This window comes from Cytobacillus sp. ABV4_503 (assembly GCF_056158445.1).
In genome coordinates this window covers 1,687,964-1,711,679 of the sequence record NZ_JBSWTH010000001.1, presented here as the reverse complement: position 1 = coordinate 1,711,679, position 23,716 = coordinate 1,687,964, and the positions used below count along the sequence as shown (strand labels likewise).

The 23,716-nt window shown below is 40.3% G+C and carries 25 protein-coding genes and 1 riboswitch; of the genes, 6 read left to right on the top strand and 19 right to left on the bottom strand.

The window, feature by feature from the left end:
- The 6 genes from ACXAD1_RS08685 to ACXAD1_RS08660 form a co-directional block, all read right to left on the bottom strand.
- Positions 1 to 1,251 (bottom strand): ABC transporter substrate-binding protein, encoded by a 1,251-nt coding sequence (locus ACXAD1_RS08685; protein WP_206836788.1) that lies wholly within the window; start codon positions 1,249 to 1,251, stop codon positions 1 to 3.
- Positions 1,252 to 1,468: 217 nt separating this feature from the next.
- On the bottom strand, positions 1,469 to 2,743 hold the full coding sequence (locus ACXAD1_RS08680; protein WP_370222750.1) for a Gfo/Idh/MocA family protein: 1,275 nt from the start codon (positions 2,741 to 2,743) through the stop codon (positions 1,469 to 1,471).
- Between the two features lie 93 nt (positions 2,744 to 2,836).
- On the bottom strand, positions 2,837 to 3,886 hold the full coding sequence (locus ACXAD1_RS08675; RefSeq protein ID WP_206836781.1) for a LacI family DNA-binding transcriptional regulator: 1,050 nt from the start codon (positions 3,884 to 3,886) through the stop codon (positions 2,837 to 2,839).
- A 105-nt stretch (positions 3,887 to 3,991) separates the two neighbouring features.
- Complete coding sequence (locus ACXAD1_RS08670) at positions 3,992 to 4,324, bottom strand: rhodanese-like domain-containing protein (protein WP_474909828.1); 333 nt, start codon at positions 4,322 to 4,324, stop codon at positions 3,992 to 3,994.
- 349 nt (positions 4,325 to 4,673) lie between these two features.
- A complete protein-coding gene (locus ACXAD1_RS08665) occupies positions 4,674 to 5,324 on the bottom strand; it encodes a YdeI/OmpD-associated family protein (RefSeq protein ID WP_474909827.1) in 651 nt (216 codons plus the stop codon).
- 28 nt (positions 5,325 to 5,352) lie between these two features.
- Positions 5,353 to 5,805: an SRPBCC family protein gene (locus ACXAD1_RS08660; RefSeq protein ID WP_206836775.1), complete on the bottom strand. Its 453-nt coding sequence runs from the start codon at positions 5,803 to 5,805 to the stop codon at positions 5,353 to 5,355.
- 176 nt (positions 5,806 to 5,981) lie between these two features.
- On the opposite strand from ACXAD1_RS08660, the gene ACXAD1_RS08655 reads away from it, so the two are divergent.
- Both ACXAD1_RS08655 and guaC read left to right on the top strand, forming a co-directional pair.
- The gene (locus ACXAD1_RS08655) at positions 5,982 to 6,380 is read left to right on the top strand and encodes a nuclear transport factor 2 family protein (RefSeq protein WP_474909826.1); all 399 of its coding nucleotides are present in this window, start codon (positions 5,982 to 5,984) and stop codon (positions 6,378 to 6,380) included.
- Between the two features lie 395 nt (positions 6,381 to 6,775).
- The gene (guaC, locus tag ACXAD1_RS08650; protein ID WP_206836772.1) at positions 6,776 to 7,765 is read left to right on the top strand and encodes a GMP reductase; all 990 of its coding nucleotides are present in this window, start codon (positions 6,776 to 6,778) and stop codon (positions 7,763 to 7,765) included.
- 182 nt (positions 7,766 to 7,947) lie between these two features.
- On the opposite strand, the gene ACXAD1_RS08645 is transcribed toward guaC, so the two are convergent.
- A complete protein-coding gene (locus tag ACXAD1_RS08645) occupies positions 7,948 to 8,124 on the bottom strand; it encodes a hypothetical protein (protein ID WP_206837719.1) in 177 nt (58 codons plus the stop codon).
- A gap of 140 nt (positions 8,125 to 8,264) precedes the next feature.
- Positions 8,265 to 8,714 carry a GNAT family N-acetyltransferase gene (locus ACXAD1_RS08640; RefSeq protein ID WP_206836771.1) on the bottom strand — a complete coding sequence of 150 codons (450 nt, stop codon included), beginning with the start codon at positions 8,712 to 8,714 and terminating at the stop codon, positions 8,265 to 8,267.
- Positions 8,715 to 8,943: 229 nt separating this feature from the next.
- Between ACXAD1_RS08640 and ACXAD1_RS08635 the strand changes: the two genes are divergently transcribed.
- The 3 genes from ACXAD1_RS08635 to ACXAD1_RS08625 are packed head-to-tail and all read left to right on the top strand — an operon-like array spanning position 8,944 to position 10,003.
- A complete protein-coding gene (locus ACXAD1_RS08635; RefSeq protein ID WP_206836768.1) occupies positions 8,944 to 9,309 on the top strand; it encodes a DUF2089 domain-containing protein in 366 nt (121 codons plus the stop codon).
- Positions 9,310 to 9,322: 13 nt separating this feature from the next.
- On the top strand, positions 9,323 to 9,712 hold the full coding sequence (locus ACXAD1_RS08630) for an SHOCT-like domain-containing protein (RefSeq protein WP_206836766.1): 390 nt from the start codon (positions 9,323 to 9,325) through the stop codon (positions 9,710 to 9,712).
- A gap of 9 nt (positions 9,713 to 9,721) precedes the next feature.
- Positions 9,722 to 10,003 carry a hypothetical protein gene (locus tag ACXAD1_RS08625; RefSeq protein WP_474909825.1) on the top strand — a complete coding sequence of 94 codons (282 nt, stop codon included), beginning with the start codon at positions 9,722 to 9,724 and terminating at the stop codon, positions 10,001 to 10,003.
- A 126-nt stretch (positions 10,004 to 10,129) separates the two neighbouring features.
- On the opposite strand, the gene ACXAD1_RS08620 is transcribed toward ACXAD1_RS08625, so the two are convergent.
- Both ACXAD1_RS08620 and ACXAD1_RS08615 read right to left on the bottom strand, forming a co-directional pair.
- A complete protein-coding gene (locus tag ACXAD1_RS08620) occupies positions 10,130 to 11,320 on the bottom strand; it encodes an aminotransferase-like domain-containing protein (protein WP_206836761.1) in 1,191 nt (396 codons plus the stop codon).
- A gap of 70 nt (positions 11,321 to 11,390) precedes the next feature.
- Positions 11,391 to 11,963: a GNAT family N-acetyltransferase gene (locus tag ACXAD1_RS08615; RefSeq protein ID WP_206836759.1), complete on the bottom strand. Its 573-nt coding sequence runs from the start codon at positions 11,961 to 11,963 to the stop codon at positions 11,391 to 11,393.
- 92 nt (positions 11,964 to 12,055) lie between these two features.
- Here ACXAD1_RS08615 and pdxR point away from each other — a divergent pair, with 92 nt between their 5' ends.
- Positions 12,056 to 13,426 (top strand): MocR-like pyridoxine biosynthesis transcription factor PdxR, encoded by a 1,371-nt coding sequence (gene pdxR, locus ACXAD1_RS08610; protein WP_474909824.1) that lies wholly within the window; start codon positions 12,056 to 12,058, stop codon positions 13,424 to 13,426.
- 28 nt (positions 13,427 to 13,454) lie between these two features.
- On the opposite strand, the gene ACXAD1_RS08605 is transcribed toward pdxR, so the two are convergent.
- The 9 genes from ACXAD1_RS08605 to ACXAD1_RS08565 form a co-directional block, all read right to left on the bottom strand.
- On the bottom strand, positions 13,455 to 13,835 hold the full coding sequence (locus ACXAD1_RS08605; RefSeq protein ID WP_206836753.1) for a PH domain-containing protein: 381 nt from the start codon (positions 13,833 to 13,835) through the stop codon (positions 13,455 to 13,457).
- Positions 13,836 to 13,874: 39 nt separating this feature from the next.
- Positions 13,875 to 14,453, bottom strand: a complete 579-nt coding sequence (locus ACXAD1_RS08600; RefSeq protein ID WP_206836750.1) for an O-methyltransferase — start codon at positions 14,451 to 14,453, stop codon at positions 13,875 to 13,877.
- A gap of 93 nt (positions 14,454 to 14,546) precedes the next feature.
- Positions 14,547 to 14,653: riboswitch (SAM riboswitch) on the bottom strand.
- Between the two features lie 75 nt (positions 14,654 to 14,728).
- Entirely contained in the window at positions 14,729 to 15,559 is an 831-nt protein-coding gene (locus ACXAD1_RS08595) for a hypothetical protein (protein WP_474909823.1), read from the bottom strand.
- Positions 15,560 to 15,797: 238 nt separating this feature from the next.
- The gene (locus ACXAD1_RS08590; RefSeq protein ID WP_474909822.1) at positions 15,798 to 19,190 is read right to left on the bottom strand and encodes a hypothetical protein; all 3,393 of its coding nucleotides are present in this window, start codon (positions 19,188 to 19,190) and stop codon (positions 15,798 to 15,800) included.
- The gene (locus tag ACXAD1_RS08585) at positions 19,168 to 19,914 is read right to left on the bottom strand and encodes a DUF6063 family protein (RefSeq protein WP_474909821.1); all 747 of its coding nucleotides are present in this window, start codon (positions 19,912 to 19,914) and stop codon (positions 19,168 to 19,170) included. Before ACXAD1_RS08585 ends, ACXAD1_RS08590 begins: the two co-directional genes overlap by 23 nt.
- Positions 19,914 to 21,425, bottom strand: coding sequence for a hypothetical protein (locus tag ACXAD1_RS08580; RefSeq protein ID WP_474909820.1), 1,512 nt, complete (start codon positions 21,423 to 21,425; stop codon positions 19,914 to 19,916). Before ACXAD1_RS08580 ends, ACXAD1_RS08585 begins: the two co-directional genes overlap by 1 nt.
- Positions 21,416 to 22,489, bottom strand: coding sequence for a Wadjet anti-phage system protein JetD domain-containing protein (locus ACXAD1_RS08575; RefSeq protein ID WP_474909819.1), 1,074 nt, complete (start codon positions 22,487 to 22,489; stop codon positions 21,416 to 21,418). The genes ACXAD1_RS08580 and ACXAD1_RS08575 overlap by 10 nt, the downstream gene beginning before the upstream one ends.
- A 179-nt stretch (positions 22,490 to 22,668) precedes the next feature.
- On the bottom strand, positions 22,669 to 23,049 hold the full coding sequence (locus tag ACXAD1_RS08570) for a DUF5367 domain-containing protein (RefSeq protein WP_206836734.1): 381 nt from the start codon (positions 23,047 to 23,049) through the stop codon (positions 22,669 to 22,671).
- Between the two features lie 114 nt (positions 23,050 to 23,163).
- Positions 23,164 to 23,637, bottom strand: a complete 474-nt coding sequence (locus tag ACXAD1_RS08565; RefSeq protein ID WP_474909818.1) for an AraC family transcriptional regulator — start codon at positions 23,635 to 23,637, stop codon at positions 23,164 to 23,166.
- Between the last annotated feature and the right edge of the window lie 79 nt (positions 23,638 to 23,716).

Genomic DNA, 23,716 nt, shown 5'->3' with positions numbered 1-23,716 from the left:
TTACTTGGACAATGCCTCATTTGCTTTCTTTGTCAGCTCTTCTGCTGCTTCTTCAATACTTATTTCCTCACTCCAGGCCTTTTTAAGTACATCTGTTTCGTACTGCCAGATTTCCCCTGTGTTTTCCACACTTGGCAGAGGCACTGAATATTCGGCTCCATCAATAAATGCCTGAAGGTTTATATTAGGGACTGATTCTTTCCATGCATCCTGTGTACCATTAAATGCCGGAATGACGGTTCCCGTTTTGGCAAAGACTTCTGCTGCTTCTTTGGAACCAAGGAATTGAACAAACTTCCAAGCTTCTTCTTTATGTTTTGTATTCGAAGATATTACATTGGAAAGCCCGTGAATAGAAACGGCACGTTTTTTCCCTTGTGGAACCACCGCTACATCTAAATCGGGATTTTTCTTATATTCAGGAACCATCCAAGGACCATCAAACATCATCGCTATCTTTCCAGATGAGAATAATTCAGAAGCAGCCGTTTCGGTCATCTGCGCTTGTGTTGGAGAGAGTCCTTCTTTAATAAAGCTGACATTGTATTCTAATGCCTCGATTGCTTCAGGTTTGTCGAACCCTGCGGACTTGCCATCCTCAGAAATGATATAGCCGCCATTCTGCCAGATGAAATCATAATATCCGCCTTGATTGCCCATTAATGCCGCATAGCCCCAAATTCCTTTATCTTTGTCAGTCAGCTGTTTCGCAGCTTCCTTCAATTTTTCCCAATCCCATGTTTCATCCGGGTAGGATACTCCGGCTTCATCAAAGATTTTCTTGTTATACCATAGCCCAGTTGTATCGTAATCTTTTGGAATCCCATAAATATCTCCATCTACTGTGTACAGATCAATCAATGATTCCGGATAATTTTCTAAGCTATAATTGTCCTTTTCCGCCATTTCACTTAATGGAAGAATGACCTTCCCTTCTGCATACTGAACAACGTGTGCTCCATTCATCCATAGAACATCTGGCAAAGCACCGCCCGTTGCCGCTGTTTCAAGCTTTTGAAAGTATTGGCCATAAGGTGTGATTTCTGTTTTCACTTGAATGTCCGGATATTTTTCATTAAATAACTTTATAATTTCTTCAATCGCAGGAACCTGCTTTTTATCCCAGAATCCATACGTAATCTCAACCTTGCCATCTTTTCCTCCGCCGGATGCTGCATCATTATCACTGCAGCCTGATAGGCCAATCACACCTAATACAACGGTTAATAGCATGATGATCCATTTCTTCATCCCATTTCCCTTCTTTCCTAAAGTTTTTTGTTTGCCTAACTCAAAACATAAGGGGTTTATCTCTAGATGAATAAAAATGTTATGGACGAAAGTTATTTATAACGTTTACCACCTCCTCGGATAACGTTTTCCAAACACTCAGGTTTCTGCATTAAGATATAATCTTAACTGGCTAAATATATTGCAACACTGCTTAAAGAGCTGTGTTTACAATCTTTTAAACTTGAATATTCCCAACTAAACCATGATAATATTCATCTATATTGATAGATTGACCCTGGTTTAACCGTGACTCTTCCGCCGCAAATGCCATTAGATGACTTCTTACAGATGCGGAAACAGAAGAAACACTGTCCTCTTTATTGCCATTCCGGACTTCTTCCAGGAATAGTCTCATAATTCCGCGGTCTCCACCGCCATGCCCGCCTACTGGCTGATCAAAATGAATCACTGTTTCCTGCCTGGTTAGGAAATCAAAAATTGAGATTTTATTCTCTTCCATGTTTCCGCGAATTTCACCTTTGGTTCCCATTATTTGAACGATTCGAGTTTGTTCTCTTGTAAAACCGCACATGCTGAAGGCAGCGGTTGCTCCTCCCTCAAATTCCATATTGACAACCTGATGGTCGACGACATTATTATCTGAACGATATACACACTTTCCATAAGGCGTTCTATTCAAGGCTTCAATTATGCCTTCATTGGTATAATCTTCTGTAAATTTTTTTGCCCAGCCTCTTCCTTCACCGAGGTAATACCGTCCTGCATGGAATGGACACTCAAGCTCGGCAGGACATCCATCCAAGCATCGCAGCGGGCCTCCTTCCGGGGCATTTTCTGCTTTAAAATGCATCAGGGATCCATACGAACTTAGTCTTTTACATGGTTTTCCGAGTACATATGAAATGATATCCATGTCATGACAGGACTTTTGGAGAATCATTGGACTTGATTTTTCTTTGTTTTTCCAATTGCCTCTTACAAAGCTGTGTGACATATGCATAACTTCAACATTTTCATTTAATTGAAGAGATACAACATCACCGATCTCCCCTTGGGAAATTACCTTTTTTATTGCTTTCCAAAAATCGGTATACCTGAGCACATGGCAGATGGTCAGCTGACGGTTAAATGTTTTGGCTTGCTGTTCCATTAATATACATTCTAAGGGGTCAGGTGACATTGGTTTTTCCAGGAGGACATGATACCCTTGCTCTAAAGCTCTCATGGTCACTTTGAAGTGGTTTCTATCCAGGGTACAGATAATGGCAATATCGGCAATTTGTTTGTCCAGCTGTGAGATCTCTTCCCATGATTCATAGCAATTTTCATTTGGAATTTGATGTTCTTGCTGTATTCTCCCTCTCCTTTCCTTATTCGGTTCTGCAACAGCAATAATTTTTAATTCATGCGGATAATCCAGAGCATATGGTGCATATGCTCTCGCCCCTCTGTCTCCAGCTCCTATAAGGATCGCTGTCATTGTCTTCATGTATATTTCTCCTCTCTATTTAGCCGTATAAACCCCGGAAAATTTCCGTAATTTATCCAAACGTTTTCCAAACGTTTTCAAAAAAAGAACCGCTTAGGTCCGTTTTTTAGAAGATGATTCACGAATAACTAAATCAAATGGTAAAATAATTTTGATTGGCAAAACCACTTTTTCCTCTACCATTTCCATAATCGTTTTCGCGGCCATTTTTCCCATTTCATATTTGGGGATTTCTACTGTTGAAAGCGGCGGTGATGAATATTTCCCCATTTCAATATTATCCACTCCAAAGAATGCAATATCTTCTGGAATTCTCAGCTGATTTTCTATAACTGCTCTCATTGCAGCCAGAGCCATTAAATCACTTGCACAAACCATAGCTGTCGGCAAATCTCCCGAACTGCTTTTAATGAGCTGGTTCATTCCCTCATAACTGTTTTCCATTTTCCATCTGGTATTGATAACCCATTCATCTCGAATAGAAAGGTCTGCATCTTTCATAGCAGATTGATAACCTTTAAATCGTAATTCTTCATTTAAGTCCTGGTAAGCTTCATTAATTCCCCCGCCGATAAACCCAATATCACGATGACCCTGATTCACTAAATGCTGTACAACTTTTTCCAATGCGGCCACACGGTTATAATCTATAATCGCAATATCTTTATCGGAATAGTAGAAGTCAAGTCCCACAACAGGAATCGTTTGCTGTATGTAATCAATTAGGCTTTCATCAATACTGTCGATCAGCAGAAGTCCTTCAATCCCGAGATCATGAATGGTCTTGAGAAGAAGTGCTTCATTTTCAATCTCATCCTTAGTGATACTTATTAATGTATAATCATTTTCTGTTAAAGTATCACGAATACCTGTATAGATATTGGAAAAATATGGATTTATTTCAGCCTGTGTAGGATTGGCAACCCAGCCAATTTTCATTGTCCTGGCATCACTTTTATTCTGTCTGTTGCTAACCAGATTTCTTGCATGCTGATTGGGTGTATACCCCAGCTCCTTGACAGCCTGCCAGATTTTATTTCTCGTTTCCTGGTTAACATTCCTTGTCTGGTCATTCTGAATAACTCTGGAAACAGTAGAAATAGAAACGCCAACATACTCCGCAATATCCTTTAATCTAACCACAAAACACACCTCTAGGCTGTAACTTCCCGCAGTAATCGCCGGAATTTTTTGAATTTAAATAGACTATAGCACCTGAATTTATTTTAAGTCAATAGCTTTTAACATTTATTTTGTTTTTATAAACTCCTTCCAGGCAGTAATCCCACCCTCTAAAACAGTAGCATTAAATTCTTTTTCAGAAAGGATGGCTGCACACCTTGCCGCGGAATTCCCTGTTGTGCATGCTACAATTATTTCTTTCCCCTTTGGCAATGAATCAGTTTCAGCTTCAAAAGTGTGATTTAAGATGTGTGTTTTTGGTATATTTAAGCTTTCGATATTAGAACCTTCTAAATGATACGCTTTGTATTTTTCCTCTGCACGTACGTCTAATAAGGTGACATTCTCTTGCTTCATTTTTTCATATAATTCCTTTGGAGTAATTTTGTTAAGTGCCATTGTGATCCGCTCCTTTTTTGACTTAACTTTAAATTAATAATACCTCAAATTAAAATATCTCTCATTATTCATAGAATCAAGACATGCTATCCATGCTGTAAAAAAAAATTACTGCATAGACAGATGTCTTTTTTTAACCGTATCAAATCCAGCATTAACTGCACATAGCACAGCTCTCCGGGAATTCCTAAAACGTGAACATACTGGCAATGAAACGATCTGCTATGGGTATGCATACAAATTTACTTCTGATGATGAATTAAAAGTATTTATAGGTGAATTAAATAATTTATAGTTTAAAAAAGTTCCTGTCCCCTAATTACTAAAGTAACCTGGGGCAGGAACCATATTATTTCTTCTTCTGCCTATACAAATCAGCCGATTTATACCCTTGTGATAAAATATCGACCATTTGTGCTTCGCGTTTCTCACGGGTTTTCTGCTGTTTAACAGAAAAGATGTAGCGGGCCCAATCCTTTTTGTAACCTGGGGTTAGTTCCTGATAAAATTTCAATTCATTTGGATGATCTGCTAAGATCTCTTCAATATCATTCACGTTATTTTCATAATCAGCCACACATTGACTAGGAGCGGCTGATTTTTTCTCCTTCTTCTTTTCACGCTTCAATCCAACAACCGTAAAGACATCATCCATGCTCACCATCCGCGAGAATTTCACATCGCTATTTTCCACATACCCATCTTCTCCCACTTTCATCGCCGGAAAAATATCATCCCTATGAACGTATGTATCATACCGTTTATTTCCTTTTTTAGGATAAGCGAAAAATAAATATCCTTTTTCGAGCAGCTGCTCCTCATCGATCACTTTTCGGGTAAACTCTGTCATTTCATCAATGGTTTCAACAAAGATGAAGATTGCATCATGCTCACCTGATAAAGTGGTTTTGTATTCATTAAATACAGCATAGTCAATTGGCTGGTTGAGCACAGCCAAATTATTATATTTATTAAGCTTTAATTTATCAATGATTGACATAACATACTGCTCCTTTTAATTATTACTTTCACTTTTCTAAATAGTTTATTAAAGCATCCAAATCTTTCGCACAGGCTTTCTTAAAGGCTCCAGCCATCATCTTTCCAAACAATTTTGAAAAGCCTGTGAGTCCCTTAATCTCACCAAGTAAAGTAACTTCTGAAGCATCATCTGCTGAAACGATTATGTATGTAAATAAAAATTCTCCTTTGCCTGTTGTTCCTTTGGTTCCATCACAGCGCAGTACAATTTTATTGGGCTCATCGAGTTCGACAACTTCAAAATGTTCAGCAGCTTCTTTTCCAAACATTTTCCTTGTCTCTTTCCACTGACTCCCCACTTTTAATGGCCCGCTCTCCTCCCGCTCTATTCCAACTAGACCATTCATCCAGTCCTTTGCCGAATCAAGATCGATTAAAGCTTTGTAGGCATTTTGTGCAGATACCTGAATGGATCTTTTCACTTCAAAATGGATACTCAAGCTAACTGCCTCCTTTATAACTTTTTTCTAAAATATATCACAAATTAATAAAGTGCTCACTCTAAATTAAAATAAGTTAACGAATCGAGATTCTCCTTATCGCAACATATTGTCATTAGGATATCTATAACTTATACTTCAATTAAATTCATTAATGAGATGAGAGGATGATACAAATGAGTACAGAGCAGCAATCAACGTCAAACCTATCACTGAAAGAAAAAGCTGTTTCTTTTCTGCAGCTGGTAGCATCAGGCCAGGTCCGTGAAGCCTACAAGCGTTACATCAGCCCAGATTTTTCCCACCATAATCCCTATTTCCGTGGCGATGCAGAATCTCTCATGCACGCGATGGAAGAGAATGCAGCGCAAAACCCCAGCAAATTACTTGAAGTCAAACTCGCAATCCAGGAAAATGAAACCGTTGCCGTTCATTCCCACGTGAAGCAAAACCCCGAGGACCTCGGTGGAGCAGTAGTACATATCTTTCGGTTTCAAAACGGCAAGATTGCTGAACTGTGGGATGTAGGACAGCCCATACCAGATGAATCGCCTAATGAGAATGGGATGTTTTAACATAATTAAAAATGCCTACTGCTCCTGCAGCAATGTATGAAGGATCCTCATCTGTCCTGCTATCGCTATCTCAAGGCCCCTATAGTTGAAATACTGGGGGAATAGCCAAAGCGATAATTGTCTTATAATTCATGTTAGTAAGAGGGAAAGTTTTTATTGCATTATCACTTTTATGCGTTTTTACTTTAATAAGTTGAAATAATAAACAGAATTGTATAAAATTAAAGTGGTCGAACCCTCACAATTCGACCCCCTATTATCCATTGAGCTTAGGAATTTTCTAAGCTCTTTTTTAATGATGCTTCCCTGCCAGCCTGTATAAGATCGACTGAAACTGAAAAACCTATCCTTGCAATGGCCGTACGTATTCAGCTTCGTTCAATAGGAGGATTACAATGGAAAATGTATTCGATTATGAAGATATTCAATTAATTCCCGCAAAAAGTATCGTCAATAGCCGATCTGAATGTGATACAACGGTCTTCTTGGGGGACCGTGCTTTTAAACTGCCAGTGGTGCCTGCCAACATGCAGACGATTGTAGATGAGAAAATTGCCATATATTTAGCAGAGAACGGGTATTTCTATATCATGCATCGATTCGAACCAGAGAAGCGAATATCTTTTATGAAAGATATGAAGGCACGCGGATTATACTCTTCGATCAGTGTTGGCGTCAAAGAAGGCGAGTATGAGTTTATACAGCAAATAGCTGATGAAGAGCTGTCACCGGAATACATTACTATTGATATTGCTCATGGCCATTCCAATGCTGTCATCCAAATGATTCAGCATATTAAGAAAAACCTTCCTCAAAGCTTTGTGATTGCCGGCAATGTCGGAACTCCGGAAGCAGTCAGAGAATTAGAGAATGCTGGTGCTGATGCCACAAAAGTTGGTATTGGGCCTGGCAAGGTTTGCATCACAAAAATCAAGACAGGATTCGGAACGGGCGGCTGGCAATTAGCTGCACTTCGCTGGTGTGCAAAGGCAGCAAGCAAACCGATCATTGCAGATGGAGGTCTTCGCACCCATGGTGACATTGCTAAATCAATTCGATTTGGTGCAACCATGGTGATGATTGGTTCCTTGTTTGCAGGACATGAGGAGTCACCTGGTAAAACCATTGAGAATGAGAAAGACGGAAAGCTCTATAAAGAATACTTCGGCTCAGCCTCTGAATTTCAAAAAGGCGAAAAGAAAAATGTTGAAGGCAAAAGAATTTTAGTAGAGCACAAAGGATCATTAGCAGATACTCTAAAAGAAATGGAGCAGGATCTCCAGTCCTCCATTTCTTACGCTGGCGGCAACAAGCTGGATGCCATCCGTCATGTTGATTATGTTATTGTAAAAAATTCGATCTTTAATGGTGACCGGGCTTTTTAACCCGCCCATGTGACTTTCTAATCTTTGCGAAACATTCCTCCAATTAATAAAACCACAGAAGATGTCAGCACTTTCCCATCAGGAAGGCATCTTCTGTGGTTTCATCATTACCTTTTAAATTGGAAAAACACTTACGAAGAACTCCAATTTTAAAAAGCAGATATCTTATGTACACCTTGAGGTTAAGATCCCATAGACTGCTCTACTGCATTTTCCCAGCTCGGAAAATAATACAATGCATTTTTCATTAGCTCTGGATTTGATTTTTTTACTTGCTTCTTTCGGGGCGGCTGCCCTTCTTTTTCCAACAGTTCTGAGATCCCGGTCAATACTTCTTCAACACTCATGCTTGTTTCCACATCATTCCTCCTTTTTGAATTCAACTATATAATTTCCATTTAACGAAAAATTATTCAGCCTTCCTTCATTATTATTATTCAGTATTAAACTGGTATTCTAGCTGGTCCAAAAATCACGCCAGTTTAATAAAGCTATCAAATTAAAAAATTAATTTCATCCCTTCATGACTCGCAAAAAACCCCAGCCTATTATAAAAACGATGTGCATCATCACGCTGCTTGTCTGTTGTCAATTGGACAAGGCCACACCCCTCAGACTTCGCTATTGCAATCGCTTCTTTAAACAAGGCTTCTCCTACCCTTTTACCACGGTGGCGCTGATCAACACGCACACCTTCAATTTGTGCACGTTTCATCCCTTGTCGCGCTAAACCAGGAATGATTGTTAACTGAAGGCAGCCAATCACCGACTGACCGTCTACAGCTAAAATGATCTGATTTCCCGACTGTACTTCTATTGCCTTAAATGCTTTATAATAACAATCCGGCAGAGGTTCTTCATACCTCTCACGCTTTGCTCCTAATTCATCATCGGCAAGCAAGCGGACAATAGCTTGTAAATCTTCTTCATTAGCTTTTCGAAAATGCATTGAAAATCACTCCTTCAGCACGAAAAATATTTAAATACATCACTGATTATTTTCTATTAATATTTTATTTTCCCTTTATTAGGCTCTTTTCACAAAACATCTGCACCACCGCCTAACAATCAATAAAATTAAATACCCAATTAAAATTATTAATATTTTTAATTATAATTATTTATTTTTTTGATTCATTGTTATATAATCAAGTCAAATAAAAGGAAGGATTTTCATTATGGCTTATAAATTAATAACTGATTGTCCTGTCTGCAGTAAAACATTGAAAATTACGAAGCTGCAGTGCTCTCATTGTCACACGACCATTGAAAATGAGTTTGAATTATCTAAGCTGGCATCATTATCAAAGGATCAGCTTCATTTTGTGGAAGTATTCTTAACATGCAGAGGAAATATCAAAGAAGTTGAAAAGGAACTGGGTATTTCGTATCCTACGGTACGAGGCAAGCTAACAGACATCATTTCATCCCTCGGATATGTGCAGAAAAAGAAGAATGAAGCAGACGAGAAAAAAATTGTCACCATGTTGGAAAATGGCGAGATCACACCAGAAGAAGCCATAAAGCTTTTAAAAGAGGAATAGGGAGGAAGTTATCATGAAAGAGGAAATTTCAAGAGTGCTAACAATGGTTCAAGAAGGGAAAATTGATGCCGATAAGGGATCAGAACTGATCCAGGTATTAAAAGAGAAAGAAGAAACGGGTAATAAGCTGGCAGTGAAAACGGCTAAATATTTAGATAAAACTTTAAAAATTCGTGTTGTATCCGCCGAAGATGATAACGTTACGGTCAATTTGCCAATAAAACTTGTCAAGGCAGTATTAATGGCTGGACACAGCATCGCAGCTAGTATCCCCCAATCAGAAAAATACGTTAAAGATATAGACATAAGCCTTATTATAGAAGCAATCGAAAACGAATTAGATGGCCAAATTGTTGATATTAAATCGGCAAACGGGGATACCGTTTCTGTCATCATCGATTAGTGAATGCCTATGCTGCAAGTAAAAGTGAAAGCAAAAGACGTTCGGTTAACCATCCCAATTCCATATGCAATTTTAAACATTGCCATTTCAATTTTTTGTTCAAAAATGTTTCATCAAAATGTAAACAAATGGACAAAAGAGCACTTCGAAAGAAAAGAACTGGACTTTACCTTTCCATTAATAGATAAAGAAGCGCTCAAGCCTATTGTCAAGGAACTGAAAAATCAAAAGGGGATCGTGATAGTAGATGTCAAAGCTAAGGACGGTTCTGAGGTTCATGTAAGACTTTAATTTATTTATATCTATCACTATTCGGCATTTAAAGAAAAAGCCTAATTTCTGGCTTACAAAACCAAGAAAATTAGGCCTTTGTTTCCTTTATTCCTCTTCATTTTTAAAAGTTCCATAGAAATACATTTAAAGATAGGCCTCTGCGACTTTTCCCAGCCTGCGAATCCCCTCTGTTATTTCCTTCTCATCCGCATAACTGAAGGAAAGGCGCAGAAATTCAGTTCCGGCTCCCTGATCTTTGAAAAAGTACTTGCCAGGAATAAAAGATACCCCCTCTGCAAGGGCAAGTGTCAGCAGTTCCGATGTATCGGCACCGGGAATCTTCATCCACACGAAATAACCCCCTTCAGGCACATACCAGGAAGCTGAATCAGGAAAGTACTGTTCCAATGCTGAGATCAGAACATTGCATTTGGACCGGTATGTATCTCTCAAGGTTACTAGTTTATTATTAAAATCCGTGTTTGCCAAATAAACAGCCATGGCAGATTGAGCAAACGGATGGTTCAGATCTTTTTTAAACCAGGCGCATGCATGGATGATTTCACTTGCTCCCGCTATCCATCCTATACGCATGCCGGGGGCCACTATCTTGGATAACGAACCGACATGCAGAACCCGGGAGCTTTGATCCATTGCTTTAAGAGTGGGGAGACTTTTATTAAATGATAATTCCCCATAAGCATCATCCTCAACTATTAGGAAATTATACTTATTGGCAAGCTCCAATACATGCTGCCGGCGCTCTTCTGTCATTGTCGTGCCTGTAGGATTTTGAAAGGTTGGGATCGTATAAAGAAAACGAGGCAGAGCGAGCCCTTTTTGCTTTCTTTCCTCTAGAATCTCTTCCAATACATCTGTTTGAAGTCCGTGCTTGTCTACAGGAATACTAATTGTATGTTTTGTGTAGTTTTGGAAAATTTCTAAAGCCTCCATATAAGTAGGAGATTCTATTGCCACGATTGACTCCTCATCAAGGAGAATGCGGGCAATCAAATCGATCGCCTGGCATGCACCCGAAGTGATCAAAAGCTCTTTTTCAGCAACAGATATTCCCCGCTCTTTCAATCTCATTAAAACCTGTTCCTTGAGTTTTATTATTTTGGGACTTCCTATATAATGGAGCGGCAAATCATGCTCTTCCTCTAATAGACTGTTAACAGCTGCCTTTACCTCTTCATCAGGCATAAGGGAAGGAGCTGGATAGCCGCAATGCAGGCGTATACACTCATCTGGAATCTCCGGAATCCACTCCCCAGGGGGATTATTCTGAAGTGCTAATTTGATGTTGTCAGGAAAAAAAGAAGCGGCATTCACTTGAATCCACACCCTTCCAGCAGTTTTATTTATTCATTATAAACCTCTTGCAAGAGATGCTCCACAAAAACTATAAAAGCAAGTGCTCCTGAAAATGTCTTTTTACCTTTACCCAATCTTCCTTTATGACACTATACAGGACAGTATGACGAATAGTCCCCTCTTTTCGTATCATATGATTTCGAAGAACGCCCTCTTTTACCGCACCGATTCGTTCTATCGCTTTCTGTGAGCGGACATTTTCATGTCCGGTTTTGATTTGGACGCGATTAAGTGACAGTTCTTCAAAACAGTATTTTAATAATAAATATTTACAGTTTGTATTAAGATCCGTGCGCCAATAAATAGGGCTCATCCAAGTGGAGCCGATTTCAAGATGTTTATGCTGGGCTGAAATATCAAGAAACCAGGTAGCGCCAATGATTTTCCCTGATTTTTTATGGACAATGACAAAAGCAAAATCGGTGCCTCTCTCCCGTTTTTGTATGGCATCTTTGACATAATGAATGACCCTGCTTTTCTCTGTTAAATCAACAGACATATGCTCCCATATGCGTTTATCCTGAGCTGCTTCATAAATTACGTCAACATGCTCAAGCTCCATGGGAATTAACTGCACAACATTGTTTTCTAATTTTTGCATGCTATCACTCTCCTTGAATCTATTAAAGCCGAATTCTGGTATGATAAAAATAACCAAAAATGAATTTTAATATAATACCAGGGAATGATTCGATGGAAATTCAAATTCTGCTTTCGGAAAATGGAATAAAGTACAAAGAAATTTATGAACAAATTCGGCTGGCGATTTTAGATAATAAATTGTCAGCTCATGCAAGACTTCCTGCAAAGCGGCGGCTGGCTGAACAATTAAACGTAAGCATCATAACTGTTCAGATGGCTTATGAACAATTGCAGAGTGAAGGCTACTGTTATTCAGCAGAACGCAAAGGCTATTTTGTTTCTGAAATTCAGGGTGAAATGCACTTTAATCAGATTAATACAATGGACTTGGAGAAAAGAATTCAGAATGAGTTCCTCATAAATTTTAAAAATGGGCAAATTGATGCCTCTGCCTTCCCCTATAAACATTGGAACCGATTATACAGAAAAGAGCTTAATGAATCTAATGCCAGCAATGCACCGTGGCAGGGCGAATATTCTTTGCGTGTTCAAATTGCACTATACTTACAGCAAGCTAGAGGGCTGGCCTGCCAGCCGGAGCAAGTGTATATTTTCAGCGGGTTTCAGCAGCTGCTGCTAAATGTCTGTTTGTTTTTTAAACGGAGAGCCATCGGAATAGAAGATCCAGGTTTTAGTCGGGCAAGATCTGTTTTTGATCAATTACAGCTGCCTTGTTATTCGATTTCTGTGGATGAGGAAGGATGCTGTGTGCCTGATGAGCCAATAAAATTATTGTATACGACACCTGCTCATCAATACCCTACTGGTACAATTATGTCTATTGCCAGAAGGGTTGAACTGTTGAAATGGGCAATTAATCAGGATGCTTTCATTATCGAGGATGACTATGATTCTGAATTTCGCTACAAAGGGGCACCAATCCCAGCATTATCACATATGGATTCCACCGGGCGGGTACTGTATTTCGGCACCTTTTCAAAAACACTGTTGCCATCACTTCGGATCAGCTATCTGATTATGCCAGCAGCACTGCAGCAGAACTTCGAAAAATTTAATGCTTATCAAAAGTCGACTGTTTCAAGAATCGATCAGCGAGCTGCTGCAAAATTTATGGAAGAAGGACTTTATTCATCTCATATAGCAAAAATGAGAACTTTATATAGAGCTAAAAGGAGCTGTTTAATAGATAGCCTGTCAAAGCATTTAGGAGAACACTTTGACATAATTGGAGATACAGCGGGCTTGCATATCATCGTGACATTACCAGATGGATTGAATGAACCTAAAGCAATTGCTCTGGCAAAGTCGGCGGGAGTTGAAATCGATGCTGTTTCGCCTATGTATCAGCTTCACAAGCCAAATAATCATGTGATGTTTGGATATGGCGCACCATCGATGGACGAGATTGAGAGAGGAGTCCAGTTAATCGCTAAAGCATGGAAAGGTTATCTTTTAGACTAAGTCATATATTCAACTAAAAGAGCGTTTATCAAACAGGATAACGCTCTTTTGGTGAAGCGGTAAACATGCATATCTTTTCCTTAACAGCCACCATAAAATCAAACAAATTCATCCCCTGGATTTGCTGGAATTTATACAAGTCCTGCTTATAGTACATATGAATATGCTTCCCGGTGATTCCCCTTTTTTCTTCAATGGAAGTAATTTGGTTATACGCAAATTCTTCAATTATTTCCTTATTTGTTTCTGATACCGGGATTCCAATGAATAGCAGTCTTTTGTTCGTTGCCGCAAAGAAGCCTGCGTGCGGAGTTAAACAGTAATGGGCAACTAATGAACAGCTTAAACATTCAATAATGTTTTCACCTTCATTCAATACATGTTCAACCTGACTTCTAACGCTATGCATGGAACTATCCCCCTCATTTTCAGTAAATAATTTCATCTATCAAACCGCTGTCTTCACTGCAAGTATCAGCCCGGTAGACCAATCCAATTCTGTTATGTCCAGGTCAGGTCTGTCCTGCAGAGTTTTAAGAAGTTTAGTGGCTTTTATCCTAAATTCCTCAGGCAATTTCTGCTGCGGAAACACATCATGAATCACATAAAAACCGCCGATATTCAAATGATCCAGGGTTTTGTCCAGTAGCTCGAATTTCCCCGGCCATGTATCTGCAAAAATAAAATCGAAGCCTTCTGACAGGTTTTGTATAAAAGCTGCTCCGTCCTCACAGCAAAATGTGATTCTGCTGTCATTCCCGAGGTACTTTCTCGCGATCGATTGCACACTAGAATCTATATCAACGGTTGTAAGCTTACTGCCTTCATCCATCCCATCAATGATCCAGGAAGCAGACGCTCCCGTTCCTGTTCCCAGCTCCAAAAAGCTTCCTCCTGGTTTTGAGGCAGCCAGCCCCTTCAGTAAAAATCCTGTTTTTCGATCACATGACTGCCCGAAGCCGAGCACATCAGAATCCTGCAATATCCTCGAATATGCTTCCGGTACCTGTATAACACCGTTTTCCATTTTGCCATTCCTCCTCTTTATTCGTTATCAAATCATAAAAGAGCATCAAAAAAAGGCCTCTCATTATAAGAGGCCTTTACTTATCAAAACGACCTCTTATCTCCCAGAGCATCAACTCTGTTGGAATTAGCACCTTCCTGACATAATCAGGGGTTGCTGAGGCTTCGCAGGGCCAGTCCCTCCACCTCTCTGGATAAGAATTTGTATAAAATTTTATATTTTCAACCAAGTATTGCATAGTTTTTGCAAAATGGCAACACTTTAATTCTTTTAATCTAATGAACAGCTTCCTCCCCTTGATAAATCCGGAATGCCGGAATAATCGTATCCGATACAATCTCTTTCCCTTTTTCCCGGATGAAGTCCAATTTATAATACGCATCGAATCTCTGGCTGATCTCTGTTTTCACCAACTCAGGAGGAGTAACGACGATGAGTTGGAACTTCAGCTTATCTGCTACTGCGAAAATCGGGTCAAGTACATGGGCAGAAGCAGCTTGTCCGAACGGATTATCACAGACTAACGGGACCCAGCTTTGATCGGTTTCACTCTTGACCGAAAGAAGCATCATCATCATGACCATGCGGGCAGATAGCTTTTGACCGCCGCTGCCATCGGATTTAGTCTTTGAACCCTGGTTGATCGTCTGCCAGGTTGAATAATGCTCTCGCTGCGGTTTTCCGTACATGAATGCATTATCAGTACGCATATTATATACCAGCAGCTCCGGGTAACGATTCCTGAGGGAGACAAATAAAATCTGCTCATCACTGATGAGCTGTTTGATTTCCTGATCCTGCTCCAGACTATTGTCATCAATCATCTCGAATCGTTTCGTAATTTTGTTAATGGCCGAAACGAAATGCTGTTTCAGTAAAGGTTCAATATCTTCCGCTTTTTTAGGAAGGATGTCTTCTTTGAGCTGAACGAGCGGGAAAGAACCCCGTTCATTCTTCAGCTTCATTTTCGCAATCATCGAGCGAATCGCTTCTGAAATGCTCATTACCTTCATGCTCGCACGGCTGGCCCAGAAGTTCTGCGCTTTTTCTGCCCGTTCTTTATCTCGTTCCAGCTGCTCTAAGCCGCTCTGTGAAAAGCGCTTCATGTTTTGGACCACACTTTGAATATGCGCATAATGCCTGGTATCCATATGATCAAGCGTAGTTAAAACTTCATTCTTAAAGCGGATTTCCCAATCCTTTCCTTCAATATTGAGTTTTAAATTGCGCAGGGATTGTTCAATTTTTGCGTGCTTCTCCTGGCCTTCATCCTGGATACCCTGATGTTTTTCACTCCAGGAAATGATGCTTTGCTTTCCCTGGCTCTTTATTTTTTCAATATCTTCATCCGTAAAAGCTGCCTGCTTCCTCTTTAAGGATTACGGATAGATGCAATTGATTGTTTTCAAACTCAGCAATGTTTTGCTCCGTCTCTTTTTTGCGCTCTTCCGTTTTCTTTATTTCTGCATTCGTCTGTTTGGTCTGGTCAGTAATTTCAATCGTCTTCACTTCCAGATCAAGTTCTTCCCATTCTTCAGGATGTTTATCATGCTTGGCCACCTTTTTAACAGTCTTATCACGCTGCGCCTTCGCATGCTTTAAAGACGTATCAGCAACTGTTACAGCTGTTCCCTGCTCTCGCTCTTCTTTCTCTGCTGCCTTTGTTTCCTTTGCAGCTGTCTGAACCATCTTTTCCAAAATACTCATTGGTTCATCCGGTACAGACGCATCCTTCCACTCTACGTTAAGAGCATGAAGTTTTTTCTCGAGCTTCTTTTGCTGTTTTTGCTCCGATTCTTTTGTCGCCTGGATCGCCAGCAATTCACTGGCTTGTACTTCTTTTGATTTTTGCAGCTGTTTAAGCTCCTCAATGCTTCCAATGGTTTCTTCCAGCATATGAGATGATAATCGCGGGACCTCTTCAGAGGCTTCTGCTTTCTCAGCGGCTGGAAAAACAGCACCATCTATAAAAAAGCTAATCTCCTTAATATTTTGCTCCGCTGATAGCTTCCATTCCAAGTACGTTTGGCTCCACTCTTCCTGCAGTTCAGCGATGGTCTGATGCTCGTTTGCAAGCTCATTCTGTACACTTTCGAAAGCTTCCTTTTGTTTCTCTTTTTCCTGCTTTACCCGTTTATTTTCCTGATGCAGCGACTTTTCATGTTTAAAGTTCTCTAATGTTTCCACATCTTTTAATAGCTTCTCAATCTTTACCTTCGTCTTTTCCAGCTGTTCTCTAAGTTCCCGCTGCCGTTCTTTTTCTTTTTCCTCCTGCACGATGATGGCCTGCAATTCCGTTTTCTTGGAAAGCATGGCTTCCTTTTCCTGAAGCAGCGCTCTTTCGATATCACCGGCAAGGTCATTGGAAAGGAAACGGTCGATTTCTTTTAAAATACGGCGGAGAGAGCTCTCCGTTTTTTCAATTTCTAGAAGTGTATCTTTCTTTTCTTCTATTTGTTTGGCAATCTTAATTTTCCAGTTCATGAACTGACTTTTATCTGTCAGCAGTTCCTTCTCCGTACCGGTGATCATCACAAAGGAATACTGCGGATTTTCGCCCGTCATGTCTTCCCGCATAAAAATCGGAACCGGGTTCTTAAACATTCTTCCGGCAAGGACCTGCTTATTCATTTTTTCCCATTGCGGCCTGCTTACCACTAAGCCATAGGGCAGGAGAGGATGAGAAAGTATGTGGCTCGCGATTTCATCCGGTTTTAAGGATTGGAGAAATTGTGAGCCGTAAAACACATCTATCCCTGTTTTCTCATCAATCCATTCCTTTAGTTCCTTCACATCATTATTCGCAATCCAGAAATGCTCATCATTCAAAGCATAATCCAGCTGCCTTTCCCAGAGCACTTTTTTAATGTCTTCCCCTTGCTCACGATTTTGAACGAGCAGCTCTTCCACCTGCAGGGCATATTTGGATAAAAGAGCATTCGTAAACTGTGCTGTGACATCATCCAGCACACCTTGCAGCTTATCGTACAGCTTCCCTTCTTTTCGCTGCTGCTCTTCACTTTTCATCTTAAACTCTTCACACTTTTCTTCAGAAAACTGAATGGATTGAGCGAGCGTTCCATGTGAAGATGCAAGCTGGTTCTGCTTATCATTGGATTGTTTCTCTTTTGCCTGCAAATCTTCGAGAGCAGATTTTTTGGTTTCTATCTGTTTGTTAAGATTTTCGATAAAGCCCTTTAAATCATAGGTTAAGCGATCACCGAATTCTTTGATAAGCTGTTCTTCTTTTGATTCAAATTCATGAATTTGGGTATAAAGAAAATCAATTTCCGTACGAAGCTGGGCAATCTTCTGGGTCTTTTGTTTATCCTGCTTAGACAGATCGTTTGCTTTTTTCTTTAAAAATTTCTGATATCCGGCATAATGCTGAACGGCTTCCCTAATAGCCGCGGAGGATTTTTCCCACTGCTGAGCCGCTTCTTTTTTGATTTCATCCATTCTTTGATTCACTTGCTCTAGGCCGCTGTTTTGCTCAAGCTTCACAATCTGCTGGGAATGCGCGCGAATGCTCTGTTCCCCTTCATGCCATTCTTTCAATAACAGCTGAAAAGCCAGCTCATCTTTTCTCTCCTGCTTTTCTTTCACCGTTTCCTGCAGAATGCTATGCTTCTTCTGCTCTTCCCCTAGTTTCTTCTCCCAATCCAGCACTTCCCTGTGAGCTTTTGCGTACTCAAGGTTATCTTTCTGAAAACGCAGTTCCACTTGCTTGCCCATTAATTTATCGTTTTCATTTTCCAGCTCAATGAGTGTTTCTTCTTCCGTTTTCTTCAAATGCTCTAAAGCACCAAGCAGCTGTCTCCCGACCTTAATGCTGTCCTCAACAATTTCTTTATGCTCGATGCCCTTTGCCAGACTCTCTTCAAATGGAAGAATATCTTCCAGGAACTCTTTATGAGCCTGCTCTCTTTTCAGCAAAACAGGCAGGTCCTTTGCAATGCTTGCCTGACTCTTAAAAATCTCCACCAGATCGTTCTTCTGATGCTCAGTCCGGTGCAGAACCTGGCTGACTGTAGGAATAATCCGCTTTTGGAACAGGGAGTGATCATCTTCAGCACCTTCAAAAAATTTTCCTACGCCTCCCTCATCCTTGTTAATGTCTTTCATAATATCCCAGTCTTTGCGGTTAATGCCGTATGTATCAAGAATGCGGTAGTGCTTCTTTGTATCACGGTAGACATCATAGCCATTCCATTTTAAATAATCCTTCAGGCCATCCGTATCAGCCAGTTCACCATCTTCATAGAGCGGAATATGTTCAAGTGATGCTTCTTCTTTCCGTTCAAACTCCCTTGTATAAAACGCAATATTCGGGACAATTTTCGCTTCCTGTTCAAGCGTTTTGCTTTCTCCGCCTTCTTCGTTCATGGAAATCCGCTGTTCTGCTGAAAACATTCCGCCCGTCACCAAATGCCTGCGGTCAGCCCCGTCGAGTTCCCATTGAATGAGAACATGAAAGGTATAAGGAATGAATTGCTCTTTATTATTAAAAAAGAATTGCTGATAATAGCGGTTGTTCTGCTTTCCCCAAGACGTTCCCGGCTTGAGAATCTGGAAGATGGTCTGCAGGAACACCCCTTTCCCGCCTCCATTCATCATGGAAATAAGGCCGTTTGTGGAGGTCTCCTCATTATGGAAGTTAAATGTTGTATCCTTGTATTGCTTTTGCATGCCATCATATTTCAGGCCGGCAATTCTAATTCGATGGATTTTCGGCATGCTGCTCCTCCTCTGCCTTCATTAGTTCCTTGAACATTTCATAACGGTCATAATCATGATACAGATATTCAATCCGCTCAAATAATTCCTGTTTAGGAATCGCCTTTGGAATATCCTCCCGATCGAGAATGACGATAAGTCCTTCTGTCTCCAAAAGACGCATGCTGCTTGCTATCAAACCGATACGCGTCCTGCGATTGGCTTTCTTAGATCCATAATCATCCGTGTCGACCTCCATGTATTTCCATGTAGTCACAACGTCCTTCATATCAATTTTTTCATCTGCTCCGAAATCCGGTTTTGCTTTAAGAATGCTATCCCAATTCATGATAACATCATTCACTTGCCGTTCCAGGGTATAGAAGCTAATCCCTTCGCGTTTCGTACGGATTTTCGCCGCCTGGCTGCGGTCGATGCTTGCCAGGAATGCCATAATGACTACGCTCATCAGGTGAAAGTGTTTCTTCGTTTCAATCTGCTTATGCCGGTCTTTCATATGAGTAAAATTTGTAGCAAAAACAGAGCCGGTCGGCTGCACGACGAGCTGAATCCGTTTTGGCGATTCAATGATAAAGGTGCCGGATTCGTCTGCCAATAAGAGAACCGTCTGTCTTACATCAGGATCGAAATACGCCTGAAAGTACTCGCTGTTTTCGTCGATGACCTTATCTTTTAAAAGCGTAAAATAAACCGCTGATGCTTTTTTGATACTTTCTGCACTCATCATTTCTCCTCCTGCACACAAATTTTAAAGGGAGTGATTTTCATTTGATACCAGAGGAAGGGTTCCGCCCGATGATCAAACTCAGTATATATTTTCAAGCCTTCAAACACCTGGAACTGCGGATATTCCTGCATCAGTTTATAGAGGAGAATCTCCCGTTCATCACTTAACGTCTCTTCTTTCCGCTGCAGTACCTGGACCTTCAGCGGCTTTTTATCAAACATCATCCATAAATCAATCGTTTCTGATTCTTCAAACCATAAATCCTGTACTTCAAGCGGCAATGTCGTTAAATCAGCCAGTGAAAACTCTCCGTATGTCTGCAAATATTGAAACACATAGCTCCAGGCATTGATGACAGAATCCCAGTTCGTTACCCTCTGATGGGTAATGCTTTCCTCTTGCACTTCTTCCTCCATTACCTCTGTAAGCTGCGTTTCATCAAATTCCTGCTCTCCCCAAATCCAGTCCAAAGGCAAGATAAATTCATTCTTTGGCGAAAATAAAGGACCTAATACTTTTTCAACCCTATCGAATGAAGAAAACCCTTCTTTCATGAACCAGTTCTCATAAATATGCTCCCTGAATGAAACAAGGCTCGTTTCCCAAAACAGGGATGGGTTTTCTGCTTTCATCTTCATTTCATAGGAGATATTTTGAATCACAAGCTTGGCGAAACGGTCATGCAGCTGCCTCGTATGGCCGATCTTTTCCTGAAGAAGGATTAATTCTTTTTGAATGAGATCATCTTCCTTATTTCTTCGTTTCGTTTTCTCTATCATGCTGCTGATGGTGCGGAAGTGATTCTTCTCTTCTTCGAACTGCTTTTCAATTTCCCCACGGTTATCAGCCCTTTGCATTTCTTCTTCCATCAATAAGATTTTGGGATTGTTGATCATTTCTTTTTGAAAGGAAAATTCTTTTGCCATTAAGCGGTTGACCCGTGAAATGAGGTGATCGAGGTTTCGAGTGGCTTTGCGGAAATTACCGTTTTTTATCAGCTGCATACTATAAAGCTGTTCAATGGTGATTGAGAATTCCTCTGCCATTTCCCTGCTCATGAAGATCATCTCCTGTGAGACATCTGTGAGCTTGTAGACAATGGATCCGCCCATCTCCAGGTTCGTATATAATTCATCCATCGTCACATAGCGGAAAACCTGCGTCTCCCATGATTGCCTGATTTCATCGTAATAGAGGGCTTCAAAAGGTCTGCTGTATTCCTCTTTCCCCTGATACAGAAGCCCGCTTGTGATCCGTTCAATCTGCTTCTCATCGGCTAAAAGCTTCATTTGCTTGATTGAATCTTCAACCATATACTTGATATCCGATTTCCCCCGATGATCATCATCATTCAATTCCCGATAAAAAATGGTGAGGAGCACCTGCATCAGAATTGTTTGGATATGAGGCTTCAGCTCTCCGACTTCCATTCCTCTCCCAAGCTCAAACAGCGGATTCAATCGCTGCATCCGCTGGGCGAATCCTTCCCATGATTCGTTCACATCCATCTCCTCCATGTTTCAATTGTTAAGACTTCCTGGGGAATCCGTTTATTTTCCTTCCATAATGTCATTAAAAGTTCCTGCTCTTCCTCTGTAAACCACTGGAAGAACGCATCACGGTACTTAAGATTTTGAAGCTGACCGGATTTCTGTTCATTTCTTTGATCCAGACATTCAAGCATTTTACGATAAATCTTTAATGCAGGCTGAATGCAGCAAAGCGGATATTTTTCAATCAGCCGGGAAATGATCCCGTAACCTGCTGCATCAAGATCTCCTGCATAGTAGAAGAGATACGATTTTGCCGGGAAAATTTTAAAGAAAAACGAAAAGCTCCGTTCAATTTTCGTGCCTTCCCCATAAATGATGAGTTCCGGCTCATAATCAAGCAGTTCACTTTCCAATAATTGAATGGAAGTATGAAAGAATGATAGTTTCTCGACAATCAGCACTCTCTGAATTTCTTTCCTTTCTTTTCCCTGCTTCATCCAAAATACAAAAGGCTCCCCGTATTTCACAACTTTAAGCTGTTCTTCAGATATTCCAATGCGCGCTAAAAAGCCTTTTCCATCAGGAAAACTAATCCCGTCCTGCAGGAATTTTTCATGGCCGAACAGTTCCAGGCTTCTTTCCTCGAGTGAAACGATTTCCCGTTCATTGCTGGATTGGAGAAAACCATATAAACTCTGAATACGGCTCCACTCCTCTTTCGTCTGCCATTCCGGGTGCCGTTCATAAAATGAAAAATCGAACTGATCACTCAGCTTCATCATCCCGAGCCGATCCCATTTGTCGGCTTGAGCCTTCACATTAACCCAGTAATATAAAGGCAAAGACGGTGTTTTCCCATTGTATTGATTATTATGTATAGGAGTCAGCTGCCCATCAATTTGCAATGATTCTATGGCTTCATAAAACTGCGAATAACCATCCATTTCATAGTAATCATCCAGCAATTTTCGCAGCTGAAATTCTAAATCGTTTATGTTTAACTTCTTCTTTTGCTTCGGGTGCTGAATATCTTCAATGAAACTTCTCACCCTAGTTTCGATGATGTTGATTTTTTTCACCTTCTTAAACATCTTGGGGTCAGTAGAGACCTCTATTATCCATAAGGACATCATTTTTATTATAAACTAGTTGAAGAATTGATGGTAATTTTGATTTTTAAAATTGATGAAGTAAATGGCCTAAGATGCAATAAACGAAAAAAATGCCTGCCCTGCAACCAGGGCCCGGCACTTTTTTCTCAAAAGGCATCCTTTGATCTTACCTTTATTGTGAACCCTGACAATAAAATCAGGCTATACGCCCAAAGCAGCCAGGAAGCGAATAAAGGAAGTGAATCATTAGTTAAATTCGGAAACACTTTTGCAAAATAAATAATGCTTATGATATCAAGCAGCATTCCTGGAAGAGCAATTTGCACTGCTGCCTTCAGACGTTCTGTTTCTGGAATATGCCTAAAATAATAGTAAGGATAGGTTGCAATTGAAATTAAAGGGATCGCCAGAATAAAAATCGAAAGCGCTAAAAAAGCCTGTCCAGGAATTAAAAAGATCTGTCCAAATAAACGGAATAATATTGTTGCTGATACCCATAATAGAAAGCCCCATGCAAAGTTAAGCATAAAATACACCTCCTGCAAAGATGTGCTTTATTATTCGCTGGAAGTCAGTTACATCCTGCTGATAATTGGTGAATTTTATGTAAAGATTCTGCAGGCATTACTCTGCATATGAAATTATTTTTTGATTGGAACATATAAATCAACCTTACATTTCCCCTCTTCATCTTCAGCGGGATTATTTAAATTATACTCAAGGCTGTGCCGATCGTAATCCGGTTCATAATCGCTATTTGGAAGCCATTCCCCAAACATGTACTGATAGGCACCATTCAATTTATCAGGGATATCAAAGAAATGATACAGAGCATAATCTCCGCCAGGCAGCTTTCTAAATTTCACTTCTTGATGTTTTTCTTTATCAAATCCCTCGGGTATGGTAACACAGGCATCGTGGCGGCAAACCTTGCTTTCCACCAGTTCAGGATTATCCAATGAAATGCCGATAAAAGATTGCTTCGGCGGCAACAGCCCATTGGTGTTTGCCCAGCTAATCAAATCTCTCCAATGATCCTGCAGTTCAAAATAACTTCCGGTGCGCCTGATAAATGCAACTTCAGTTTGGGGTAATTCCATTACAATGATATTCATTTTCACATCTCCTTTATGGAAGTATTTACCTCAAACAAATTTCGGCACCATATTTAAATTTCCTCCTTCCTTTGCTTTT